This is a genomic window from Bifidobacterium avesanii (assembly GCF_009299475.1).
Classification (GTDB): domain Bacteria; phylum Actinomycetota; class Actinomycetes; order Actinomycetales; family Bifidobacteriaceae; genus Bifidobacterium; species Bifidobacterium avesanii.
The window spans coordinates 69,396-87,944 of the sequence record NZ_WBSN01000004.1; the positions used below are offsets into that span (position 1 = coordinate 69,396).

At 67.6% G+C, this 18,549-nt stretch carries 17 protein-coding genes and 1 tRNA gene; 13 read left to right on the forward strand and 5 right to left on the reverse strand.

Features of this window, described 5'->3' with window-relative positions:
• The first annotated feature begins 2 nt into the window (after positions 1-2).
• From sufD to DSM100685_RS03440, 5 genes are all read left to right on the forward strand, one after another.
• Positions 3-1,226, forward strand: coding sequence for a Fe-S cluster assembly protein SufD (sufD, locus tag DSM100685_RS03420; RefSeq protein ID WP_152349954.1), 1,224 nt, complete (start codon positions 3-5; stop codon positions 1,224-1,226).
• 15 nt (positions 1,227-1,241) lie between these two features.
• Entirely contained in the window at positions 1,242-2,021 is a 780-nt protein-coding gene (gene sufC, locus DSM100685_RS03425) for a Fe-S cluster assembly ATPase SufC (RefSeq protein ID WP_152349955.1), read from the forward strand.
• Positions 2,022-2,178: 157 nt separating this feature from the next.
• Entirely contained in the window at positions 2,179-3,453 is a 1,275-nt protein-coding gene (locus DSM100685_RS03430; RefSeq protein WP_152350041.1) for a SufS family cysteine desulfurase, read from the forward strand.
• A 51-nt stretch (positions 3,454-3,504) separates the two neighbouring features.
• Positions 3,505-4,053 carry a Fe-S cluster assembly sulfur transfer protein SufU gene (sufU, locus tag DSM100685_RS03435; protein WP_152349956.1) on the forward strand — a complete coding sequence of 183 codons (549 nt, stop codon included), beginning with the start codon at positions 3,505-3,507 and terminating at the stop codon, positions 4,051-4,053.
• A gap of 42 nt (positions 4,054-4,095) precedes the next feature.
• Positions 4,096-4,689 carry a metal-sulfur cluster assembly factor gene (locus DSM100685_RS03440; RefSeq protein WP_152349957.1) on the forward strand — a complete coding sequence of 198 codons (594 nt, stop codon included), beginning with the start codon at positions 4,096-4,098 and terminating at the stop codon, positions 4,687-4,689.
• 103 nt (positions 4,690-4,792) lie between these two features.
• Here DSM100685_RS03440 and glgC read toward each other — a convergent pair whose 3' ends face one another.
• The 3 genes from glgC to DSM100685_RS03455 all read right to left on the reverse strand — a co-directional run bounded on the left by glgC (position 4,793) and on the right by DSM100685_RS03455 (position 7,225).
• Entirely contained in the window at positions 4,793-6,037 is a 1,245-nt protein-coding gene (gene glgC, locus DSM100685_RS03445; RefSeq protein WP_152349958.1) for a glucose-1-phosphate adenylyltransferase, read from the reverse strand.
• A 135-nt stretch (positions 6,038-6,172) separates the two neighbouring features.
• Positions 6,173-7,051: a TrmH family RNA methyltransferase gene (locus tag DSM100685_RS03450; RefSeq protein WP_152349959.1), complete on the reverse strand. Its 879-nt coding sequence runs from the start codon at positions 7,049-7,051 to the stop codon at positions 6,173-6,175.
• An 85-nt stretch (positions 7,052-7,136) separates the two neighbouring features.
• Positions 7,137-7,225, reverse strand: a tRNA-Leu gene (locus DSM100685_RS03455).
• Between the two features lie 104 nt (positions 7,226-7,329).
• Between DSM100685_RS03455 and DSM100685_RS03460 the strand changes: the two genes are divergently transcribed.
• The 6 genes from DSM100685_RS03460 (at position 7,330) to era (ending at position 12,733) form a co-directional block, all read left to right on the forward strand.
• Positions 7,330-8,124: a 16S rRNA (uracil(1498)-N(3))-methyltransferase gene (locus DSM100685_RS03460; RefSeq protein ID WP_152349960.1), complete on the forward strand. Its 795-nt coding sequence runs from the start codon at positions 7,330-7,332 to the stop codon at positions 8,122-8,124.
• A gap of 54 nt (positions 8,125-8,178) precedes the next feature.
• The gene (locus DSM100685_RS03465) at positions 8,179-8,517 is read left to right on the forward strand and encodes a histidine triad nucleotide-binding protein (RefSeq protein ID WP_152349961.1); all 339 of its coding nucleotides are present in this window, start codon (positions 8,179-8,181) and stop codon (positions 8,515-8,517) included.
• An 8-nt stretch (positions 8,518-8,525) separates the two neighbouring features.
• The gene (locus DSM100685_RS03470; protein ID WP_152349962.1) at positions 8,526-9,686 is read left to right on the forward strand and encodes a PhoH family protein; all 1,161 of its coding nucleotides are present in this window, start codon (positions 8,526-8,528) and stop codon (positions 9,684-9,686) included.
• Positions 9,687-9,759: 73 nt separating this feature from the next.
• Positions 9,760-10,284 (forward strand): rRNA maturation RNase YbeY, encoded by a 525-nt coding sequence (ybeY, locus tag DSM100685_RS03475; protein WP_152349963.1) that lies wholly within the window; start codon positions 9,760-9,762, stop codon positions 10,282-10,284.
• 72 nt (positions 10,285-10,356) lie between these two features.
• On the forward strand, positions 10,357-11,778 hold the full coding sequence (locus DSM100685_RS03480; RefSeq protein WP_240811881.1) for a hemolysin family protein: 1,422 nt from the start codon (positions 10,357-10,359) through the stop codon (positions 11,776-11,778).
• Positions 11,768-12,733, forward strand: coding sequence for a GTPase Era (gene era / locus DSM100685_RS03485; RefSeq protein WP_239512630.1), 966 nt, complete (start codon positions 11,768-11,770; stop codon positions 12,731-12,733). The genes DSM100685_RS03480 and era overlap by 11 nt, the downstream gene beginning before the upstream one ends.
• A 59-nt stretch (positions 12,734-12,792) precedes the next feature.
• On the opposite strand, the gene DSM100685_RS03490 is transcribed toward era, so the two are convergent.
• Both DSM100685_RS03490 and DSM100685_RS03495 read right to left on the reverse strand, forming a co-directional pair.
• Positions 12,793-13,785: a CTP synthase gene (locus tag DSM100685_RS03490; protein ID WP_163200892.1), complete on the reverse strand. Its 993-nt coding sequence runs from the start codon at positions 13,783-13,785 to the stop codon at positions 12,793-12,795.
• A gap of 128 nt (positions 13,786-13,913) precedes the next feature.
• Entirely contained in the window at positions 13,914-15,938 is a 2,025-nt protein-coding gene (locus tag DSM100685_RS03495) for an AMP-dependent synthetase/ligase (protein ID WP_204314258.1), read from the reverse strand.
• A 315-nt stretch (positions 15,939-16,253) separates the two neighbouring features.
• Here DSM100685_RS03495 and DSM100685_RS03500 point away from each other — a divergent pair, with 315 nt between their 5' ends.
• Positions 16,254-16,874, forward strand: coding sequence for a 50S ribosomal protein L25/general stress protein Ctc (locus DSM100685_RS03500; protein ID WP_152349967.1), 621 nt, complete (start codon positions 16,254-16,256; stop codon positions 16,872-16,874).
• 251 nt (positions 16,875-17,125) lie between these two features.
• On the forward strand, positions 17,126-18,253 hold the full coding sequence (locus tag DSM100685_RS03505) for a branched-chain amino acid aminotransferase (RefSeq protein WP_152349968.1): 1,128 nt from the start codon (positions 17,126-17,128) through the stop codon (positions 18,251-18,253).
• Positions 18,254-18,549: the final 296 nt, after the last annotated feature.

Consider the following 18,549-nt stretch of genomic DNA (forward strand, 5'->3'; position numbering starts at 1 on the left):
CCATGGCGGACAACAAGGAAATCAACATTCCGGTGGCGGATCCGAACGATCCGTACGCGGTGCCGGCGGCCATGCCGTCGAGCGCCGACCGCGCGCCGCGCTCCTTCGACGTGGCCGCGTTCCCCGAGCCGGCGAAGAACCAGGACGAGTGGCGCTACACGCCGCTTGAGCGCATCGACGAGTTCTTCGAGCCGTTCGCCCCGAGCGGCGAGACCGAGGTCTCCGTCGCCATGATCGACGGCTCCGCGCCGGCCGAGGGCGTCACCGTGCGCCGCGTCGCCAAGGGCGAGGCGCCCAGCGGTACCGTGTCCAAGCCGAACGACCGCGTCTCCGCCGTCGAATGGAACTCCGGCGAGGGCGCCACCGTCATCGAGCTGAACGGCGAGATCGCCGCCCCCGTGCTCGTCAAGGTGCACGGCAACGGCATGGACCTCGACTCCCTGCACCTCGTCGTCTCCGCCGCGGACAAGACGCACGCGGACGTGGTGATCGAGCACGACGGCTCCGCGCGCCTCGCCGAGGGCGTGGAGATCGTCACCGGCAGGGACAGCCACGTGTCCGTCACCTCCATCCAGGAATGGAACAAGGACGCCAAGCACGTGGGCAACCATCGCATCCACGTGGGCGAGGGCGCCTCGCTGCGCCACTCCGTCGTCACGCTCGGCGGCGACGTGGTGCGCATCCGCATGGACCAGGACTTCGGCGGCGAGCAGGGCGAGCTCAACATGCTCGGCATCTACTTCGTCGACCCCGGCGAGCACATCGAGCACCGCACGATGGTCGTCCACAACCACCCCGACTGCAAGTCCCGCGTGGTCTACAAGGGCGCGCTCGACGGCAAGGGCGCCCACTCCACGTGGGTGGGCAACGCGCTCATCGAGCCGACCGCCCCCGGCACCGACTCGTACGAGCTCAACCGCAACCTCGTGCTCACCCCGGGCGCCATCGCCGACTCCGAGCCGAACCTCGAGATCGAGAACGGCAACATCATCGGCGCCGGCCACGCCTCCTCCGTGGGCCGCTTCGACGACGAGGAGCTGTTCTACCTCGAATCCCGCGGCATCCCGGAGACCGAGGCCCGCAAGCTCGTGGTCCGCGGCTTCTTCGGCGAACTCGTCGAGGAGATCGGCATCCCCGCCATCTCCGAGCACCTCATGAACGTGATCGACCGCCGACTGGCCCGCGGTGAAAGCGACGCCATGGCGCAGGTCCTCGAAGACAAGTAAAAGGAGCATTCCACAATGGCAACACTCGAAATCAAGGACCTCCGCGCCCACGTCGAGACCAAGGAGGGCGTCAAGGAGATCCTCAAGGGCGTGAACCTCACCGTCCACTCCGGCGAGACCCACGCGATCATGGGTCCCAACGGCTCCGGCAAGTCCACGCTGGCCTACACGCTGGCCGGCCACCCCAAGTACATCGTCGACGGCGGCGAAGTGCTGCTCGACGGCGTGAACATCCTCAACCAGACGCCCGACGAGCGCGCCAAGGAGGGCCTGTTCCTCGCCATGCAGTACCCCGTCGAGGTGCCGGGCGTGTCCATGACCAACTTCCTGCGCACCGCCAAGACCGAGGTGGACGGCAAGGCCCCGTCCATCCGCACGTGGACCAAGGAGCTCACCGAGGCCATGAAGCGTCTCAAGATGGACCCGAAGTTCGCCACCCGCTCCGTGAACGAGGGCTTCTCCGGCGGCGAGAAGAAGCGCGCCGAGGTGCTCCAGCTCGAGCTGCTCAAGCCGAAGTTCGCCATCCTCGACGAAACCGACTCCGGCCTCGACGTGGACGCGCTGCGCATCGTCTCCGAGGGCGTCAACCGCGCCAAGGAGGCCAACCAGTTCGGCATCCTCATGGTCACGCACTACACGCGCATCCTCAAGTACATCAAGCCGGACATCGTGCACGTGTTCGCCGACGGCCACTTCGTCAAGACCGGCGGCCCGGAGCTGGCCGACGAGCTGGAGGAGAACGGGTACGACCAGTACCTGCCGGAAGGGTCCGATTCGGAGTCGGCGCTGGCGTAGCGCTGATCACTTCCGCGTCGGATCGGCATGCACGATGCCGGACACACTCGAGGCCGTTCGGTCAAGGCTACGGTCCGGCATCGTGCATGCCGATCCGACGCTCTGCGAAATACAAGCGGCGACGCGAAATGTCGGATGAAGCGATAGGGGATTGATGATGGTGGATTTTGATGCGATTCGGGCGCAGTTCCCGATTCTGGACCAGCAGGTGCACGGCCACCCGCTGGTGTACCTGGACTCGGCGGCCACGTCGCAGAAGCCGCAGTGCGTGATCGACGCGGAGTCGGAGTTCTACCGCACGATCAACGCCGGCGTGCACCGCGGCGCCCACGAGCTCGCCGCGCTGAGCACCGAGGCGTTCGAGGGCGCGCGCGCCAAGGTCGCGAGGCTCGTCGGCGCCAACGCCGAGGAGGGCAACGAGGAGATCGTCGTCACCGGCGGCGCCACCGCGGGCCTCAACCTGCTGGCCACCGCGTTCGGCAACGCGTCGCTGGGACGCGGGGGAGAGGCCGCCAGGCGCTTCGCCCTCAAGCCCGGCGACGAGATCGTCGTCTCCAAGGCCGAGCACCATTCCGTGCTGCTGCCGTTCCAGGAGCTCGCCTACCGCACCGGCGCCACGCTCAAGTGGTTCGACCTGACCGAGGACGGGCGCATCCGCTCCGACACCGCCGACGAGGTGATCACCGAGCGCACCAAGGTCGTCGCCGTCGCCCATGTGGCCAACGTGACCGGCGCGATCACCGATATCGCCCCGATCATCCGCCGCGCGCACGAGGTCGGCGCCGTGTTCGTGCTCGATGCCTGCCAGTCCGTGCCGCACTTGAAGATCGACTTCCACGCCCTCGACGTGGACTTTGCCGCGTGGAGCGCGCACAAGATGTACGGACCCACCGGCGTGGGCTTCCTGTACGGCAAGCGCGAGCTGCTCGAGGCGCTGCCGCCGGCCAACTTCGGCGGTTCCATGGTCGAGCTCGCGTGGATGGACCAGCCCGCCCAGTACATGGCCCCGCCCGCCCGCTTCGAGGCCGGCACGCAGCCGGTCGCGCAGGTGGTCGCCGCCGGGGTGGCCGCCGACTGGCTCATGAAGATCGGCATGGAGAACGTGGAGGCGCACGAGCGCACCATCGCCGCCGAACTGCTCAAGCTGGGCGACCTCGACGGCTTCCGCATCCTCGGGCCGCGCGAGAACGTGGACCGCATCGGCACCGTCGCGTTCGACGTAGCCGGCGTCCACCCGCACGACGTGGGCCAGTACATCGACGCGCAGGGCATCGCCATCCGCGTGGGCCACCACTGCGCGCAGCCGGTGCACCGCCACTTCGGCCTGTACGCCTCCAACCGAGCCTCCACCGGCGTGTACAACACCGTCGGGGACGCCCGTGCGCTCGTCGAAGCGGCCAAGGGCGTGCGCAAGTTCTTCGGCGTCGCGTGAGCCGGGACGGCGACGGCAGGACGCATCCAACGCAAGCATAACAGGAGCAACATGAGTGATTTTGGCATGAGCGGCGACGACCTCGAACAGATGTATCAGGAGGTCATCCTCGAAGCGGCCCGCGATCCGCACGGCAGGGAGCACTTCGCCCCCGACGCCGCCGTGGAGGGGTCCGCCGCGGCGGAGACCGCCGTCCGCGCGAGCCACGAGTACTGCACGCCGGGCGAGTCCCACCAGTTCAACCCCACCTGCGGCGATGAGGCGACCGTGCACGTCGAGGTCTCCGACGCCGAGCCGCACACCATCGAGCGGCTCGTGTGGGACGGCCACGGCTGCTCGATCTCGCAGGCCAGCCTGTCCGTCATGGTCGACCTCGTGGACGGCAAGACCGTGGACGAGGCCATGGAGCTGTTCCGCGACTTCCACGAACTCATGGAGTCGCGCGGCAACGGCCTGGACGACGACGCCAAGGAGGAGCGGCTCGGCGACGCCGTGGTGTTCCAGGGCGTCTCCAAGTACCCGATGCGCATCAAATGCGCGCTGCTCGGCTGGGAGGGCATGCGCGACTCGGTCGCCAAGGCCCTCGCGTCCAAGCGGTGACGCGGGTAATCTGATAGTGACGTTTGATCGACTGGAGCGAACATGAACGACAACCTCGTACCCGAACCCACCCCGTCCGTCTTCGACGCGGTCAACGGCGTCCTCAAGGATGAGGAGGCCGCCCGCCGCGTGATGGCCAACCCGAACCTCGCGGCCGGATTCCCCGGCGGCCACCCCGCGCCCGAAGCCAAGGCGGACGCGTCCGGCGACCACGCGTGCGGCTGCGGCGGCGACCACGGCAAGTGCGGATGCCAGGACGACGAATCCGATCCCGACATCCCGCTCAAGGCCGTGGACGACATCGGCCGCGCCACCGCGCAGGACGTCAAGGAGGCGCTGCATCAGGTCATCGATCCGGAGCTCGGCATCGACGTGATCGACCTCGGCCTCGTCTACGGCATCGAGATCGACGAGCTGGGCCGCGCCATCATCACCATGACGCTCACCACGCCCGCCTGCCCGCTCACCGACCTCATCGAGGACGAGTGCGCGAGCGTGCTGGCCGGTCTGGTCGAGGAGTTCTGCATCGACTGGACGTGGACGCCGCGCTGGACCATGGCGAAGATCACCCCGGAGGGCCGCGAGCAGCTCGCCGCGCTGGGCTTCAACTTCGACGCCATGCCGTACCAGCAGTGAGGCTTCGCCGCAGGATCTGAATGATCCGAACGGGCATGAAGAAGGCCGCCCCCGCAAATGTGCGGGAGCGGCCTTCTTCATGCCCTGACGGCTTCGGAGGACGTCAGTCCTCGACGATGGTGCCCTTCGGGACCACGGTGATGCCCTCGGGCGTGACCGTGAAGCCGCGCTCGATGTCGTGCTCGGTGTCGATGCCGACGGTCGAGTTCTCGGTGAGCACGACGTTCTTGTCCAGAATCGCCTTGTACACGCGGGCGCGGCGGTTGATCGTCACGTTGTCGAACAGGATCGAGTCGACGATCTGCGACCACGAGTGGATGCGCACGTTGGGGGAGAGCACCGAGTGGTGCACCTCGCCGCCGGAGACGATCACGCCGGGGGAGACGATCGAGTCGGTCGCGTGGCCCAGGCGGTCGCGGCCGGCGTGCACGAACTTGGCCGGCGGCAGGTTGCCGGACATGGTGTAGATCGGCCAGTCGAAGTTGTACAGGTTGAACTCCGGCACGTAGGCGATGAGGTCCATGTGCGCGTCGTAGAACTGCTTGATGGTGCCCACGTCGCGCCAGTAGGCGTGGTCGGTGGCGGTGGCGCCGGGAATCTCGTTGGTGGTGAAGTCGTAGACGCCGGCCTCGTGGCGGGCCGCGAAGTACGGGGCGATGTCGCCGCCCATGTCGTGCTTGGTGTCTTGCGCCTTCTCGTCCTTGGCGAGGGCGTCGAACAGGGCGTCCGTGTTGGCCACGTAGTTGCCCATGGAGGCGAGGATGGAGTTCGGGTCGTCCGGCAGGCCGACGGTGTGCTCCGGCTTCTCGTGGAAGTCCTTGATCATGTTCGGGTGGTCCGGGTCGACCTCGATCACGCCGAAGGACTTGGACGCCTCGATCGGCTGGCGGATGCCGGCCACGGTGAACTCGGCGCCGGAGTCGATGTGGGCCTGGACCATCTGCTGGAAGTCCATGCGGTAGACGTGGTCGGCGCCCACGATCACCACGATGTCCGGCTGCACGTCCTCGATGATGTTGATGGTCTGGTAGATGGCGTCGGCCGAGCCGAGGTACCAGTGCTTGCCGAGGCGCTGCTGCGCCGGCACGGGGGAGACGTAGTTGCCGAGCAGCGGGGAGAAGCGCCAGACCTGCGAGATGTGGCGGTCGAGCGAGTGGGACTTGTACTGCGTCAGCACGATGATGTGCTGGTAGCCCGAGTTCACGAGGTTGCTCAGCGGGAAGTCAACCAGACGGAACACGCCGCCGAACGGCACGGCCGGCTTTGCGCGGTCGCGGGTCAGCGGCATGAGGCGAGTGCCCTCGCCGCCGGCCAGAACGATGGATAGAACTTTCGGATTCTTAGCCATCAGATACCTTCCTTCGATTCAGTTGTGCATCGCATGCGCGACATGGTCACGGCCACCACCCCGTAGCATCCTTGCCTCGGGGTGCTGTTACCAACATCATTGCATGGATGATTGACCGAACCGCGGAACGTGTGTCTAATTTTTTCGGCGTGTCGCCCAGAAGGCCACGGCGCTGGAAGCGGCGACGTTCAGGCTGTCCACGTCGTGGCTCATGGGGATCTTGACCGTCAGATCGGCGTTCGCGATGGTGTGGCGGGATAAACCGTCGCCCTCGGTTCCGAAAATTAACGCAAGCTTTTCGATGTGGTCAGGCTCCGTTCGCCCGTTGTTCAGACGCCGCACGAGCTCGTCCATGGAGATCGAGTCGTCGGTGAGGGCCATGGCCACGGTCGTGAAGCCGAGCGCGCGCAGCTCCTCCAGCCCCCTCCACGGCCAGGCCCGCCGGTCCTCCCGGTCGCCGCCGCCGATGCGCGTCCACGGCACCTGGAACACCGTGCCCATCGACACGCGGGCCGCGCGGCGGTACAGCGGGTCGCCGCAGGAGGGGGTCACCAGCACGGCGTCCACGTCCAGCGCGGCGGCCGAGCGCATGAGCGCGCCCACGTTGGTGTGGTCCACGATGTTCTCCATGACCGCCACGCGCGAGGCCCCGCGGCACACCTCCTCCACGCTCGGCAGTGGCCAGCGGCGCATGGCGCTCAGCGCGCCGCGGTGCAGTCGGTACCCGGTCAGGCCCCGGAGCTGCTCGGGCGTGGCCACGTAGACCGGCACGTCCGGTCCCCAGTGCTCGTCGATGAAGGTGAACTCGTCGGCCATGCCGTGGATCCACGGCTCCTCGACGAGCAGCGAGATCGGCTCGCGCCCGGCGGCCAGCGCGCGGTCGATGACCTTGGGGGACTCGGCGATGAACAGGCCCTTGGCCGGTTCGAGCCGGTTGCGCAGCTGCATTTCCGTGAGGTTCGTGTAGGCGGCGACGCGTTCGTCGTCGATGGAGTCGATGGTGATGAAGCGCATGTTCCTGAAACTTTCGTGACCGGACTGTCGTGATAACTGTCGTGAATAACAAAAAAGACCCTTGGCGAACCAAGGGTCTTGTCTGTGCCCGAGACGGGACTTGAACCCGTACGGTCGTTAAAAAATAACCACTAGCACCTCAAGCTAGCGCGTCTACCATTCCGCCACCCGGGCAGGTGTCGTTTGGACAACGAGATGTAACTTTAACACGGGAGCCGTCTCGCGCAACCTCGGCGTGTCGTGGTGGCGACGCCGCCGCGCCGTGTAGCCTTGGGACCATGACGAATGCCCTGTTTCTCTTCGATCCGGCGGCCGAGGGCGTGCCGGTGAACGCCGACGAGCTCCACACCGGATGGACGCTCACCCTGCCCGCGGACGTGCGACGCCACGCCCTCAAGTCCATGCGCATCGGCGTGGGGGAGGAGCTCCAGCTCTCCGACGGCCGCGGCCTGCGCCTGGGCGCGGTGGTGGACGACGCGGAGGCCGGCGTGGTGCACGTCACCTCCGTGGGCCGCGAGCCGGAGCCGGTCACGCGGCTGGCGCTCGTGCAGGCGCTCGCCAAGCAGGGGCGCGACGAGGAGGCGGTCGACGCGTCCACGCAGATCGGCGTGGACGAGGTGGTCCCGTGGCAGGCCGACCGGTCGATCGTCAAGTGGAAGGACGGCAAGGCCGACCGCAAGTGGGCCGCGGTGATCGACGCCGCCACCGAGCAGTCCCGCCGCGCGTGGCGTCCCGTGCTCGCCGAGCGGGTGAACAGCAAGGGCGTCGTGGCGATCTGCCGCCGGGCCTGCGTGCACGGGGACGTGGTGGTGGTGCTCCACCAGGACGCCAACGAGACGTGGGACGGCGTGGAGGAGGCCGTGCGGGCGCTGTCCGACCGGTGCCTCGAAGACGGCCGGCCGCGCACGGTGTACGTGGTCGTGGGGCCGGAGGGCGGCATCAGCGAGGACGAGGTGGCCGCGTTCAAGGCGGCGGGCGCGCTGGTGTGCGTGCTCGGGCGCAACATCCTCAGGGCCGCGACGGCCGGTCCGGTCGCCCTGTCCCTGCTCTCCCGCGCGCTGGGGCGGTTCTAGCCCTCGGCCTAGCATGGGAGGCGAGAACGTCATGCCAATCATCGAAGGAGCGTCATGAGCGAAGCCAACGACTGCCTGTTCTGCAAGATCATCGCCGGGGACATCCCGAGCGCCAAGGTGTACGAGGACGAGACCACCTACGCCTTCAAGGACATCAACCCCAAGGCGAAGGTCCACGTGCTCGTCGTCCCCAAGACGCACTACGCGAACGTGGCGGAGCTCGCCAAGGCGGATCCGGCCGAGCTGGCGCACATCGCCGAGGTGGCCCAGTCCATCGCGTCCGACCAGTACAACGGCTCGTTCCGCCTGGTGTTCAACACCGGCCTCGACGCGGGGCAGACCGTGTTCCACGTGCACGCCCACGTGCTCACCGGCGAGACGCTCGACGAGTAGGGCGCTTCGTGGCCACGACGACACGCACCATCACCCTGCCGCCGGAGCTTGACCCGGTGGCCGTGCTCGGCCCGGTGGATCAGGTGATCCGCGAGGTCGAGCGGGCGTTCCCGGACCTGACGATCATCGTGCGCGGCAACCGCATCGCGATCATGAGCCACTCCAAGGCCACCGAGGCGCAGGCCTCGCAGGCCGAGGACGTGGTCGAGACGATCATCCAGGCCGCCTACGACGCGCCCATGGACGCCGACACCGTCCGCCGCATGATCGACAAGAACGCGCTGCGCAACGGCCAGCACGCCCGCGCCGCGCAGTCCCGCGGCCCGCGGTTCCACACCGTGGGGGACGGGCGGGCCCCCGACGCTGCCCATGCGTCCGACGCCGCGCGGATCTCGCAGAAGGAGCCGGACGGACGCCGCCGCCCGCAGGTGCCCGGCGTGATCACCTACGCGCTCGGCGTGCCCGTGCGCGCCAAGACCGCCGGCCAGATCGCCTACCTCAACGCCATCGAACGGCACACCATCACGTTCGCGATCGGCCCCGCCGGCACCGGCAAGACGTACCTCGCCGTCGCCAAGGCCGTCGCCGCGTTCCAGGACCGCCGCATCCGCCGCATCATCCTGACGCGCCCCGCCGTGGAGGCCGGCGAGAACCTCGGCTTCCTGCCCGGCACGCTCAACGAGAAGGTGGACCCGTACCTGCGCCCGCTGTACGACGCGCTGTCCGACATGCTCGGCGCCGACCAGCTGCGCCGCTTCATGGACGACGGGACCATCGAGGTCGCCCCGCTCGCGTACATGCGCGGCCGCACCCTCAACGACGCCTTCGTCATCCTCGACGAGGCGCAGAACACCACCGAGCAGCAGATGAAGATGTTCCTCACCCGCCTCGGGTTCAACACCAAGATGGTCATCACCGGCGACGTCTCGCAGGTCGACCTCACCGTCACGCGCTCCGGGCTGGCCACCATCGAGGGCATCCTCGGCGGCATCGACGACATCGCGTTCGCCCACCTCGGCGCGGACGACGTGGTGCGCCACCGTCTCGTCGGCGAGATCGTCGAGGCGTACGACCGGCACGTCGCGATCGCGGGGGACCACAGCCGCGAGGCCGCGCGCGGGCGCCGCCGGACGGGCCGCGAGGGCCGTGGCGGCGACGGGCAAGAATGACGGACAAGACAGCCAAGACAGCAGACAGCCAAGACACACCTGACACCTATGACACACGGGAGGACGAACGCCGATGAGCGTTGACGTGACCAACGAGACCGCCTGGAGCATCGATCCCAAGACGTTCTCCGATCTGGGCATCTGGGTCATGGACCAGATGCGCGTGAGCACCCAGTCGGACCTGACGATCATCTTCAGCGACCCCGAGCCGATCGCCGAGCTGCACATGCGCTGGATGAGCCTCGAGGGGCCCACCGACGTGATGAGCTTCCCCATGGACGAGCTGCGCCCCGGCGACGGCAAGACCGTCATGGAGGGTGTGCTCGGCGACATCGTCATCTGCCCGTACGTGGCGGCGCAGCAGGCCGCGGCGGCCGGGCACTCCACCATGGAGGAGATGATGCTCCTGACCATCCACGGCATCCTGCACCTGCTCGGCTATGACCACGTCACCCCGGAGCAGGAGCGCCAGATGTTCGGCCTGCAGCGCCAGCTGCTGCTCACCTTCCTCGCCCTGCGCTCCGGCCCGCTGCCGCAGGCCCTCCTGCCCGCCGGCAACCCGGACCTCATGGCGCAATATGACAAGAGCGGCCGGTAGTCTGGTGCCCAGCCGGACTTCGATCCGGCCGACGAATCACGCATTTTGGAGTTGACGAACCACTTGATAGACATAGACCCCTCGTTTCTGGTCCTGATCGCCGCGCTGGCGGTCGTCGCCGCGCTGCTGGTGTGGCTGTCCCTGTCCATGGCGTCGGCGGAGGGCGCCGTCTCGCGCGTCACGCGGGCGAGCCTCAACAACCTCACGCTCGAGCTGCAGACCGACTCCGAGCTCTCGCAGTTCAACCGCATGAAGAAGATCGACGCGATCCACCACGTGCAGCGCTACATCGTGGACCGTTCCGCCACGGCCGGCTCGTGCGCGTTCTTCCGCATCGTGTGCAACGTGATGGACGGCGTGCTCGTCGCCTGCATCGCCGCGCTGCTGGACGCGCCGCTGTGGGCGCAGGTGCTCGCCGGATTCGTGTTCGCGCTCGTCGTGGGCGTGCTGTCCGTGCTGCTGCGGCCGCGCATGAGCGGGTCGTTCAAGCCGCTGGACGCCATGCTGCGCCACCACCGCATCGTGGGCGTGGCCGTGGCCCTGACGCCGTTCGCCCGCATCGGCTCGGACGCCGTGAACAAGCGCGTGGCCCGCGAAGCCGAGCTGTCCGACGACGAGGAGCTCGAGAAGCTCCAGCGTGAGCAGGGGCGCGCGACCATCGACCGCCTGGCCGAAAGCGGCGAGGTGGACCCCGAGGTCTCCGAGATGCTGCGCAACGTGCTCACCCTGTCCGAGACGCTCACGCGCGAGATCATGGTGCCGCGCACGGACATGATCTGCATCGAGAAGGGCCAGTCCCTCGGCGCCATGCTCAAGCTGTGCTCGCGCTCCGGGTTCTCCCGCGTGCCGGTCATCGGCGACGACGTGGACGACCTCATCGGCATCGCCTACCTCAAGGACGCGGTGCGCGCCACGGCGTTCAACACCTCCGCCCTGACCCGCCCGGTCGACTCGATCGTGCGCGAGCCGCTGCTCGTGCCCGAGTCCAAGCCGGTGGACGACCTGTTCCACCAGATGCAGAAGCAGCGCCAGCACGTCGCCGTCGTCGTGGACGAATACGGCGGCATCGCGGGCCTCGTCACCATCGAGGACACCATCGAGCAGATCGTGGGCGAACTCGAGGACGAGCATGACCGCACCCAGCACGCCGAGCCCGTGAAGGTCGGCGACCGCAAGTGGAAGCTGCCCGCGCGCACGCCCATCGCGGACCTCGAGGAGATGTTCGAGATCGACATGGACGAGGACGACGTGGACACCGTCTACGGCCTGCTCACCAAGGCGCTCGGCCGCGTGCCGATCGTCGGCGCCTCGGCCGTCACCCGCGGGCTCAAGCTCACCGCCGTGGACTCGGCCGGCCGCCGCAAGAAGGTCTCGACCATCCTCGTCGAGCCCGCCGGGTTGAATGATGAATCCGAAACCGAGCGAGACGCCCGCCATGACTCCCATCACGACGCGGACGACGACGAGACGCCAAAGGAGAACCATGACCGCTGAGACCGCCGACGAGACCCCGTACCGTTCCGGATTCGTGGCCGTGGTGGGCCGCCCGAACGTGGGCAAGTCCACGCTCATCAACGCGCTGATCGGCACGCAGATCGCCATCGCGTCGTCCCGTCCGGAGACCACGCGCAAGGCCATCCGCGGCATCCTCACCACCGAGCACGCCCAGCTCGTGCTCGTGGACACCCCCGGCATCCACCGCCCGCGCACCCTGCTCGGCCAGCGCCTCAACGACGTGGTCGACGAGTCCCTCGCGGACGTGGACGAGGTGGCGTTCCTACTGCCCGGCGACCAGAAGATCGGCCCCGGCGACAAGCGCATCCTGTCCCGCCTGCGCTCCGACTTCGCCACCAAGAACGAGGACGGCACGTGGAAGTGGAAGGTCCCGCTGGTCGCCATCGTCACCAAGATCGACACGCTGGGCCGCGACGAGCTGGTCGCCAAGCTCATCGAGGTCAACGAGTTCGCCGACTTCGCGGACATCGTGCCCGTCAGCGCCCTCAAGGACGACAACCTCGCCGAGGTGCGCAACGTGCTCATCGAGCACACGCCGGAGGGCCCGCAGATGTACCCCGACGACCAGGTCAGCGAGGAGCGCCCGGAGGACACCATCGCCGAGCTCATCCGCGGCGCGTTCCTCGAGACGCTGGACGACGAGCTGCCGCACTCCCTCGCCGTGGTGGTGGACTCCATCGACTACCCGTCCGACAACGAGACCGGTGCGGCGTACGACGGCAAGGCGCTGGTGAGCGTGTCCATCTACGTGGAGCGCGACTCGCAGAAGCCCATCATCATCGGCAAGGGCGCCTCGAACCTCGTGGCCGTCAAGAAGAAGCTGCGCACGCCGGTCAACCGCATCGTCGGCTGCAAGGCCAAGCTCGACCTGCACGTCAAGGTCGCCAAGGGCTGGCAGTCCGACCCCAAGCAGCTCGAAAAGCTCGGGTTCTAGCACCGCTTCGGCTGTCTGCCCGGTCGGAACGGACGTTTTCGACGCGGAAATCGTCCGTTTCAACCGGGCCAAACGCCGAGGCGCCGCCTGATGCCCTCATCCATCGGCACCCGGTACTCGTCCAGCAGACGCAGCAGCTCGCCCGTTTCGTTGAGGTTGCCGTAAAACAGGCGGAACACGTCGATGCCCTGCGATCCGAGGCATTCGGCGCGTCGGCGTTCCTCCGCGACCACTTGGCGCACGTCCCGGTTTCCGATCATCGCCGGGTCGACGTATTTGCGCGTGCCGTCGAACTCGCAGGCCACATATGATCCATCGTCGCGGGTCCACAGCATGTCCGGCCGGTGCGTCCGTCCCGGAACGTCGACGCACGGCACGGGGACCTGCAACCGCGGTCTGGCGCAGCCGCACTCGTACAGGGCGCCGCGGCATTGCGACTCGCCGCCGTTCTCGCTCGCCCCGTCCGCCAGCAGCAGCACCTGTTCCGCCTTGTCCCACCGTGCTTCGCGGCGCTGACCGCGGCAGAATCGCAGCAGCCGCGGGGCGTCGGTCCTGCCCAGACGGATCGCCGAATCCGCGAATCCCAGCGAGTAGCTGGGCAGGAACCGGATGACGCAGTCGAACACGGTGCTTTCCACGCTGGTGACGTTGATGCCGTCGACGCGCACGACGTCGGGGCGCGTGCGGCACAGGTCAACGAGGCCGCTTCGTTTGGGCGGATTCCACGCGTCGGGGGATATCACCCGGCAGATGGCGCGGGAAAGCGGATAGGGGCAGTCGAGCCCGTGCACCAGTGCCGCGGAGGGCCCGCCGAAGATCCAATGGGGATGCAGCGACGACAGCGTGCGGATGATGTGCAGGGCGCGTTCGTTGGGATTGAGCGAACGCCAGTGTGAGGCCTCGGCGTACATGCCGCGAAACGGTCTGACGACGGTTCCAGCGGACAGACGGCGGCCGAAAGCCTTGCGCGTCGCCTCATCGGCGGGAACGGCGCACCGGCCGCATGACCGTGCCTCGGCGAGCAGGGATTGAGCCTCATGATGAACGGGCATGACGGGACCTTTCAAACAGCATCCCTCGAACACCCATCGTAGCAAACGAAATTACCCGGTCGAAACGGACGAATTCGACACCGAAAACGTCCGTTCCGACCGAGCAAACCGGGGAACGCGCAGGCGCGCTACTTGCGCTTGGTGTACATCTGCGTGTTGAGCAGCTGCGTGTAGCGGGCGATCACCTTGGGGCGGATCACCTTCATGGACGCGGTCATGAGCCCGTTCTCCTGCGTGAACTCCTCGGGCAGGATGATGAACTTGCGCACGGACTCGGCGCGGGAGACGCCCTCGTTCGCCATGTCCACGAACTTCTGCACCTCGGCGCGCACGGCGGCGTTGGTGGCGGCCTCCTCCATGGACATGTTGCGGTCGAGCCCCTTGGCCTCGAGCCACGGGCGCAGTGTCTCCTCGTCCAGCGTGATGAGCGCGGAGATGAACGGGCGCTTGTCGCCGAGCACCAGCGCCTGGGAGACGAACTCGCAGCGCTGGATGACCTCCTCGATGGGGCCGGGGGAGACGTTCTTGCCGCCGGCGGTGATGATGAGGTCCTTCTTGCGGCCGGTGATGAACAGGAATCCGTCGTCGTCCAGGCGGCCCAGATCGCCGGTGGCGTACCAGCCGTCAGGGGTGAAGGAGCCCTCGGTGGCCTCCTCGTTCTTGTGGTAGCGCGGGAAGACGGCGGTGCCCTTGACCTGGATCTCGCCGTCCTCGGCCACGCGCAGCTTGAAGCCGGGGAACGCGATGCCCACGGAGCCCTGATGGTACGGCACGCCGAGCGGGTTGAACGCGCACGGGGCGGTGGTCTCCGTGAGTCCGTAGCCCTCGTAGACGGGGATGTTCGCGCCGCGGAAGAACGCCATGAGCTCCGGGTCGAGCGGGGCGCCGCCGCACACGATCCACTTGGCGCGGCCGCCGAGCGCCTGACGCAGCGACTGGTAGACGATCGGGTCGAAGGCGGCGCGGCGGGCCTTGAGCGCGAGGCTGGCCCTGCCCCTCTCGCTGATCTCCGCCATGTAGTCCTGCGCGGTGACCGCGGCCGCCGCGAACGCGAGGCCCTTGGCGCCGTGGCCGGCTTTCTGCGAGGCGGCGTTGTACACCTTCTCGAGCACGCGGGGCACCACGATCATGACCGTGGGCTTGGCCACCTGCATGTCCGCGATGAGCGTCTTGATGCCCGAGGCGATGAACACGTGCAGCTCGGAGGCGACCACGATGTAGTTGATCGCACGGGCGAACGAATGCGCCTGCGGCAGGAAGAGCAGCACCGAATGGTCCTTGTTGTGCAGGAGCTCGGGCATGTACTCGGGCAGGTTGAGCGCGGTGGTGCAATAGTGCTCGTGGGTCATCTCCACGCCCTTGGGGGTGGAGGTGGAGCCGGAGGTGTAGACGATCGAGCACAGGTCGGTCTTCCTGACCGAGTCGATGCGCTCGTCCAGCTCGGCGTCGCCCACGGACCTGCCGTAGGCCGCGAGCTCCTCGAGGCCGCCGGTCTCCAGGCAGATGATGTGCTCGAGCGAGACGCAGTCCTCGATGGCGCCGTCGGCCTTGTCGCGCATGTCGGTGGTCTGCACGATCAGCAGGCGGGCGTCCGAGTTGTTCACGATGTTGCGGATCTGCTCGGCGGAGTCGGTGTCGTAGATGGTGGCGAGCACGCCGCCGCACGCCATGACCGCCGCATCCGTCACGTCCCACTCGTAGGAGGTGCGGCACATGAACGCCACGCCGTCGCCCTTCTTGAGCCCGTAGTGCAGCAGGCCCTTGGCGACCGCGCGGATGTCCGCGAGCGTCTCGTTGCCGGTCTTGGTGACCCAGCGCTCGCCCTCCTTGTAGGTGTAGAGCGGGTCGTCGCCCATGCGCGCGGCGCGGTCGGCGTAGATGTCGTAGATGGACATGCCGTCGTCGATCGGGGGGATGCCGACCGTCTCGGTGGTGAGCAGGCCGGTTTCCGGGTCGATGAACGTGTTGGTCGGGTGACCGGGGCCCCAGTCGTCGCTGTGGGGGAGGGTGACGCCCTCCTCGCGGGCGCTTTCCTCGGCCTGCGCCGCATAGTCGTCGCGCTCGGAGGAGTCGTCGCCCCCGGGAACGTAGTTGCCCCCCAGATCGCGGGCCCTGCGGGCGAGCTCGGCGGCCTGTTCCCTGAGCGAATTCATGAATGACACGACTGAATCTCCTTCATCTGGCGATGCCTCTTCGTGGCGTGCGCGCGGCACGCGTCTGGTACGGAGTGTAGTCGTTCGGCCCCGGCTCGTCACCTTACGGTTGCGTAAGGTCGGCGCCGCGCCGCCCCGCTTGTCCCGGGTAGGGCTATAATGAATTGCTGTTGCTTTGGCGAGGGCATCGCGCGGCGAGAGCCGCACGGTTCCGTAATCGACTCGGCGCATGTTGTCCCCTCCTTGGGGTGCGTTCTGCGGCGCGTCGTGGCGTCAAATGACAGAACGACAAGTAACACTCAAGGAGAGTCAATCATGGCACACACCATCGTGCTCGAGGGCGAAGTCCGCAACGAGTTCGGCAAGGGCGCTGCCCGCCGCATGCGCGTCGCCAACCAGATCCCGGCCACCATCTACGCCGGCGGCGCCGAGCCCGCCTTCATCAAGCTGCCGCTCAAGGAGACCACCTACCAGCTGCGCAACCGCAACGCCCTGTTCAACATCAAGTTCGCCGACCAGAGCAAGATGGCCATCGTCAAGGACGTGCAGATCCACCCGGTCAAGCGCATCATCGAGCACATCGACTTCTACGAGGTCCGCGCCGGCGAGAAGGTCAACGTGACCGTGCCGGTGTTCGTCGAGGGCCTGCCGAAGGGCGCCGCCGTCGCGTTCGTGGACATGCAGCACCTCGAGGTCAACGCCGACGTGGCCAACCTGCCGGAGAAGATCGTCATCGACGTCAACGGCCTGGCCGACGGCGACAAGGTTCTCGCCAAGGACGTCAAGCTGCCCGAGGGCGCCGAGCTCGTCATCGACGACCCGGAGACCTCCGTCGTGTCCGTCGAGGTTCCGGAGGACGCCGCCCCGGAGACCCCGGCCGCCGCTCCGGCCGCCGACGCCGCCGCTGCCGCTCCGGCCGCGGACGCCAAGGCCTGATCGGCCCGTTCCGACGCCTTTCACGGGGAGTCCCGCCGCTGCGCGGGCTCCCCGTTTTCGTATGCGCGCCGTGGCCGCGTCCGATGGCCGGCCATGGGTTTTCATAATGTGAACCGCGTCACGCCGGCGTCGTCCGGATGTGCCATAGTGCGACCTAGGCCACGCGCCACAAGCGCAAGGCATTCAGACCATTCCGGCGCCGGAGTCGCGGGATCTCCCCGGTCGGCGCCCGTACAAGAAGTAAAGAAACCATGACTGAAGCATCTCATCACGATCCGGCGGCGCTCGACAAGCTCACCGAAGCGTTCACCGTTCTGCCCAACGACAACCCGGCCTCCGACGCCAAGCGCCAGGAGCTCATCGACAAGCCGGCGTTCGGACAGGTCTTCTCCGACAACATGACCCACATGACCTGGACCAAGGGCGAGGGCTGGTCCGACCGCCGCATCGAGCCGTACGCGCCGCTCAAGCTCGACCCGGGCGCCTCCGTGCTGCACTACGCGCAGGAGGTCTTCGAGGGCCTCAAGGCCTACCGTCACGCCGACGGCTCCACGTGGCTGTTCCGCCCGGACGCGAACGCCGAGCGCTTCCAGAACTCCGCCAAGCGCCTGTACCTGCCCGAGCTGTCCGTGGACGACTTCCTCGGCTCCGTGGCCGCGCTGGTCAAGCGCGACGCCGCCTGGGTGCCGTCCCGCCGCGAGTACACGCTGTACATGCGCCCGTTCATGTTCGCCTCCGAGCCGTTCCTCGGCGTGCGCGCCCCGCAGGAGGTCGACTACTGCGTGATCGCCTCCCCGTCCGGCCCGTACTTCCCCGGCGGCGTCAAGCCGGTGAGCATCTGGGTTGAGGACAAGTGGTTCCGCACCGGCCCCGGCGGCACCGGCTTCGCCAAGTGCGGCGGCAACTACGCCGCCTCCCTGCTCGGCGAGTACACGGGCATCGACAACGGCTGCCAGCAGGTGTGCTTCGTGGACGCCGCCACCAAGACCTACCTCGAGGAGCTCGGCGGCATGAACATGATGGTCGTGCACAAGGACGGCCACGTGGAGACCCCGTCCCTGACCGGCAACATCCTGCCGGGCGTCACCCGCCGCTCCCTGATCCAGCTCATGCAGGACCGCGGCATCGACGTGGTCGAGACCATGATCCCGCTCAAGCAGCTGCTCGAGGACATCAAGTCCGGCGAAGTCACCGAGGTGTTCGCCTGCGGCACCGCCGCCATCATCACCCCGATCGGCCGCTTCAAGTCCAAGGACTTCGACGTGACCGTGGCCGACGGCGAATCCGGCAAGCTCACCGTGGATCTGCGCAACGAGCTGCTGGGCATCCAGCTCGGCGAGCGCGAGGATCCGCATAACTGGATGTGGAAGGTCTGCTGACAAATTGCCAGCAGTCGTTGGCTGACGATTCAGCCTCCGAAGTCCCTTGCAATCATTGGAATTGCAGGGGACTTCGCTGTTTTGCGAGATGTTTCGCCGTTGGGGCAGGAGCATCTGCGCACTATGCGGATGCTTGTTTGTGATGGACGCCGATGCGAACGCGCGTTGGGGCGTGGCGCGGACGGAACGTGCGACGGCCAGGGGAGCGGCTATGCTGGCACCCGGCGGCGGGGCGGTTCGACCGTTCCGCCGCGGCAACGGCATCGCAACGGGAACGAGATCGCAAAGGGGATCGC

Excerpts from the sequence above, each read along its gene's own strand:
- sufU (WP_152349956.1), top strand. The coding sequence starts at position 3,505 with ATGAGTGATTTTGGCATGAGCGGCGACGACCTCGAACAGATGTATCAG.
- era (WP_239512630.1), top strand. The coding sequence starts at position 11,768 with ATGACCGCTGAGACCGCCGACGAGACCCCGTACCGTTCCGGATTCGTG.
- DSM100685_RS03440 (WP_152349957.1), top strand. The coding sequence starts at position 4,096 with ATGAACGACAACCTCGTACCCGAACCCACCCCGTCCGTCTTCGACGCG.
- sufD (WP_152349954.1), top strand. The coding sequence starts at position 3 with ATGGCGGACAACAAGGAAATCAACATTCCGGTGGCGGATCCGAACGAT.
- DSM100685_RS03505 (WP_152349968.1), top strand. The coding sequence starts at position 17,126 with ATGACTGAAGCATCTCATCACGATCCGGCGGCGCTCGACAAGCTCACC.
- DSM100685_RS03465 (WP_152349961.1), top strand. The coding sequence starts at position 8,179 with ATGAGCGAAGCCAACGACTGCCTGTTCTGCAAGATCATCGCCGGGGAC.
- DSM100685_RS03490 (WP_163200892.1), bottom strand. The coding sequence starts at position 13,785 with ATGCCCGTTCATCATGAGGCTCAATCCCTGCTCGCCGAGGCACGGTCA.
- DSM100685_RS03430 (WP_152350041.1), top strand. The coding sequence starts at position 2,179 with ATGGTGGATTTTGATGCGATTCGGGCGCAGTTCCCGATTCTGGACCAG.
- DSM100685_RS03460 (WP_152349960.1), top strand. The coding sequence starts at position 7,330 with ATGACGAATGCCCTGTTTCTCTTCGATCCGGCGGCCGAGGGCGTGCCG.
- ybeY (WP_152349963.1), top strand. The coding sequence starts at position 9,760 with ATGAGCGTTGACGTGACCAACGAGACCGCCTGGAGCATCGATCCCAAG.
- sufC (WP_152349955.1), top strand. The coding sequence starts at position 1,242 with ATGGCAACACTCGAAATCAAGGACCTCCGCGCCCACGTCGAGACCAAG.
- DSM100685_RS03450 (WP_152349959.1), bottom strand. The coding sequence starts at position 7,051 with ATGCGCTTCATCACCATCGACTCCATCGACGACGAACGCGTCGCCGCC.
- glgC (WP_152349958.1), bottom strand. The coding sequence starts at position 6,037 with ATGGCTAAGAATCCGAAAGTTCTATCCATCGTTCTGGCCGGCGGCGAG.
- DSM100685_RS03495 (WP_204314258.1), bottom strand. The coding sequence starts at position 15,938 with ATGAATTCGCTCAGGGAACAGGCCGCCGAGCTCGCCCGCAGGGCCCGC.
- DSM100685_RS03500 (WP_152349967.1), top strand. The coding sequence starts at position 16,254 with ATGGCACACACCATCGTGCTCGAGGGCGAAGTCCGCAACGAGTTCGGC.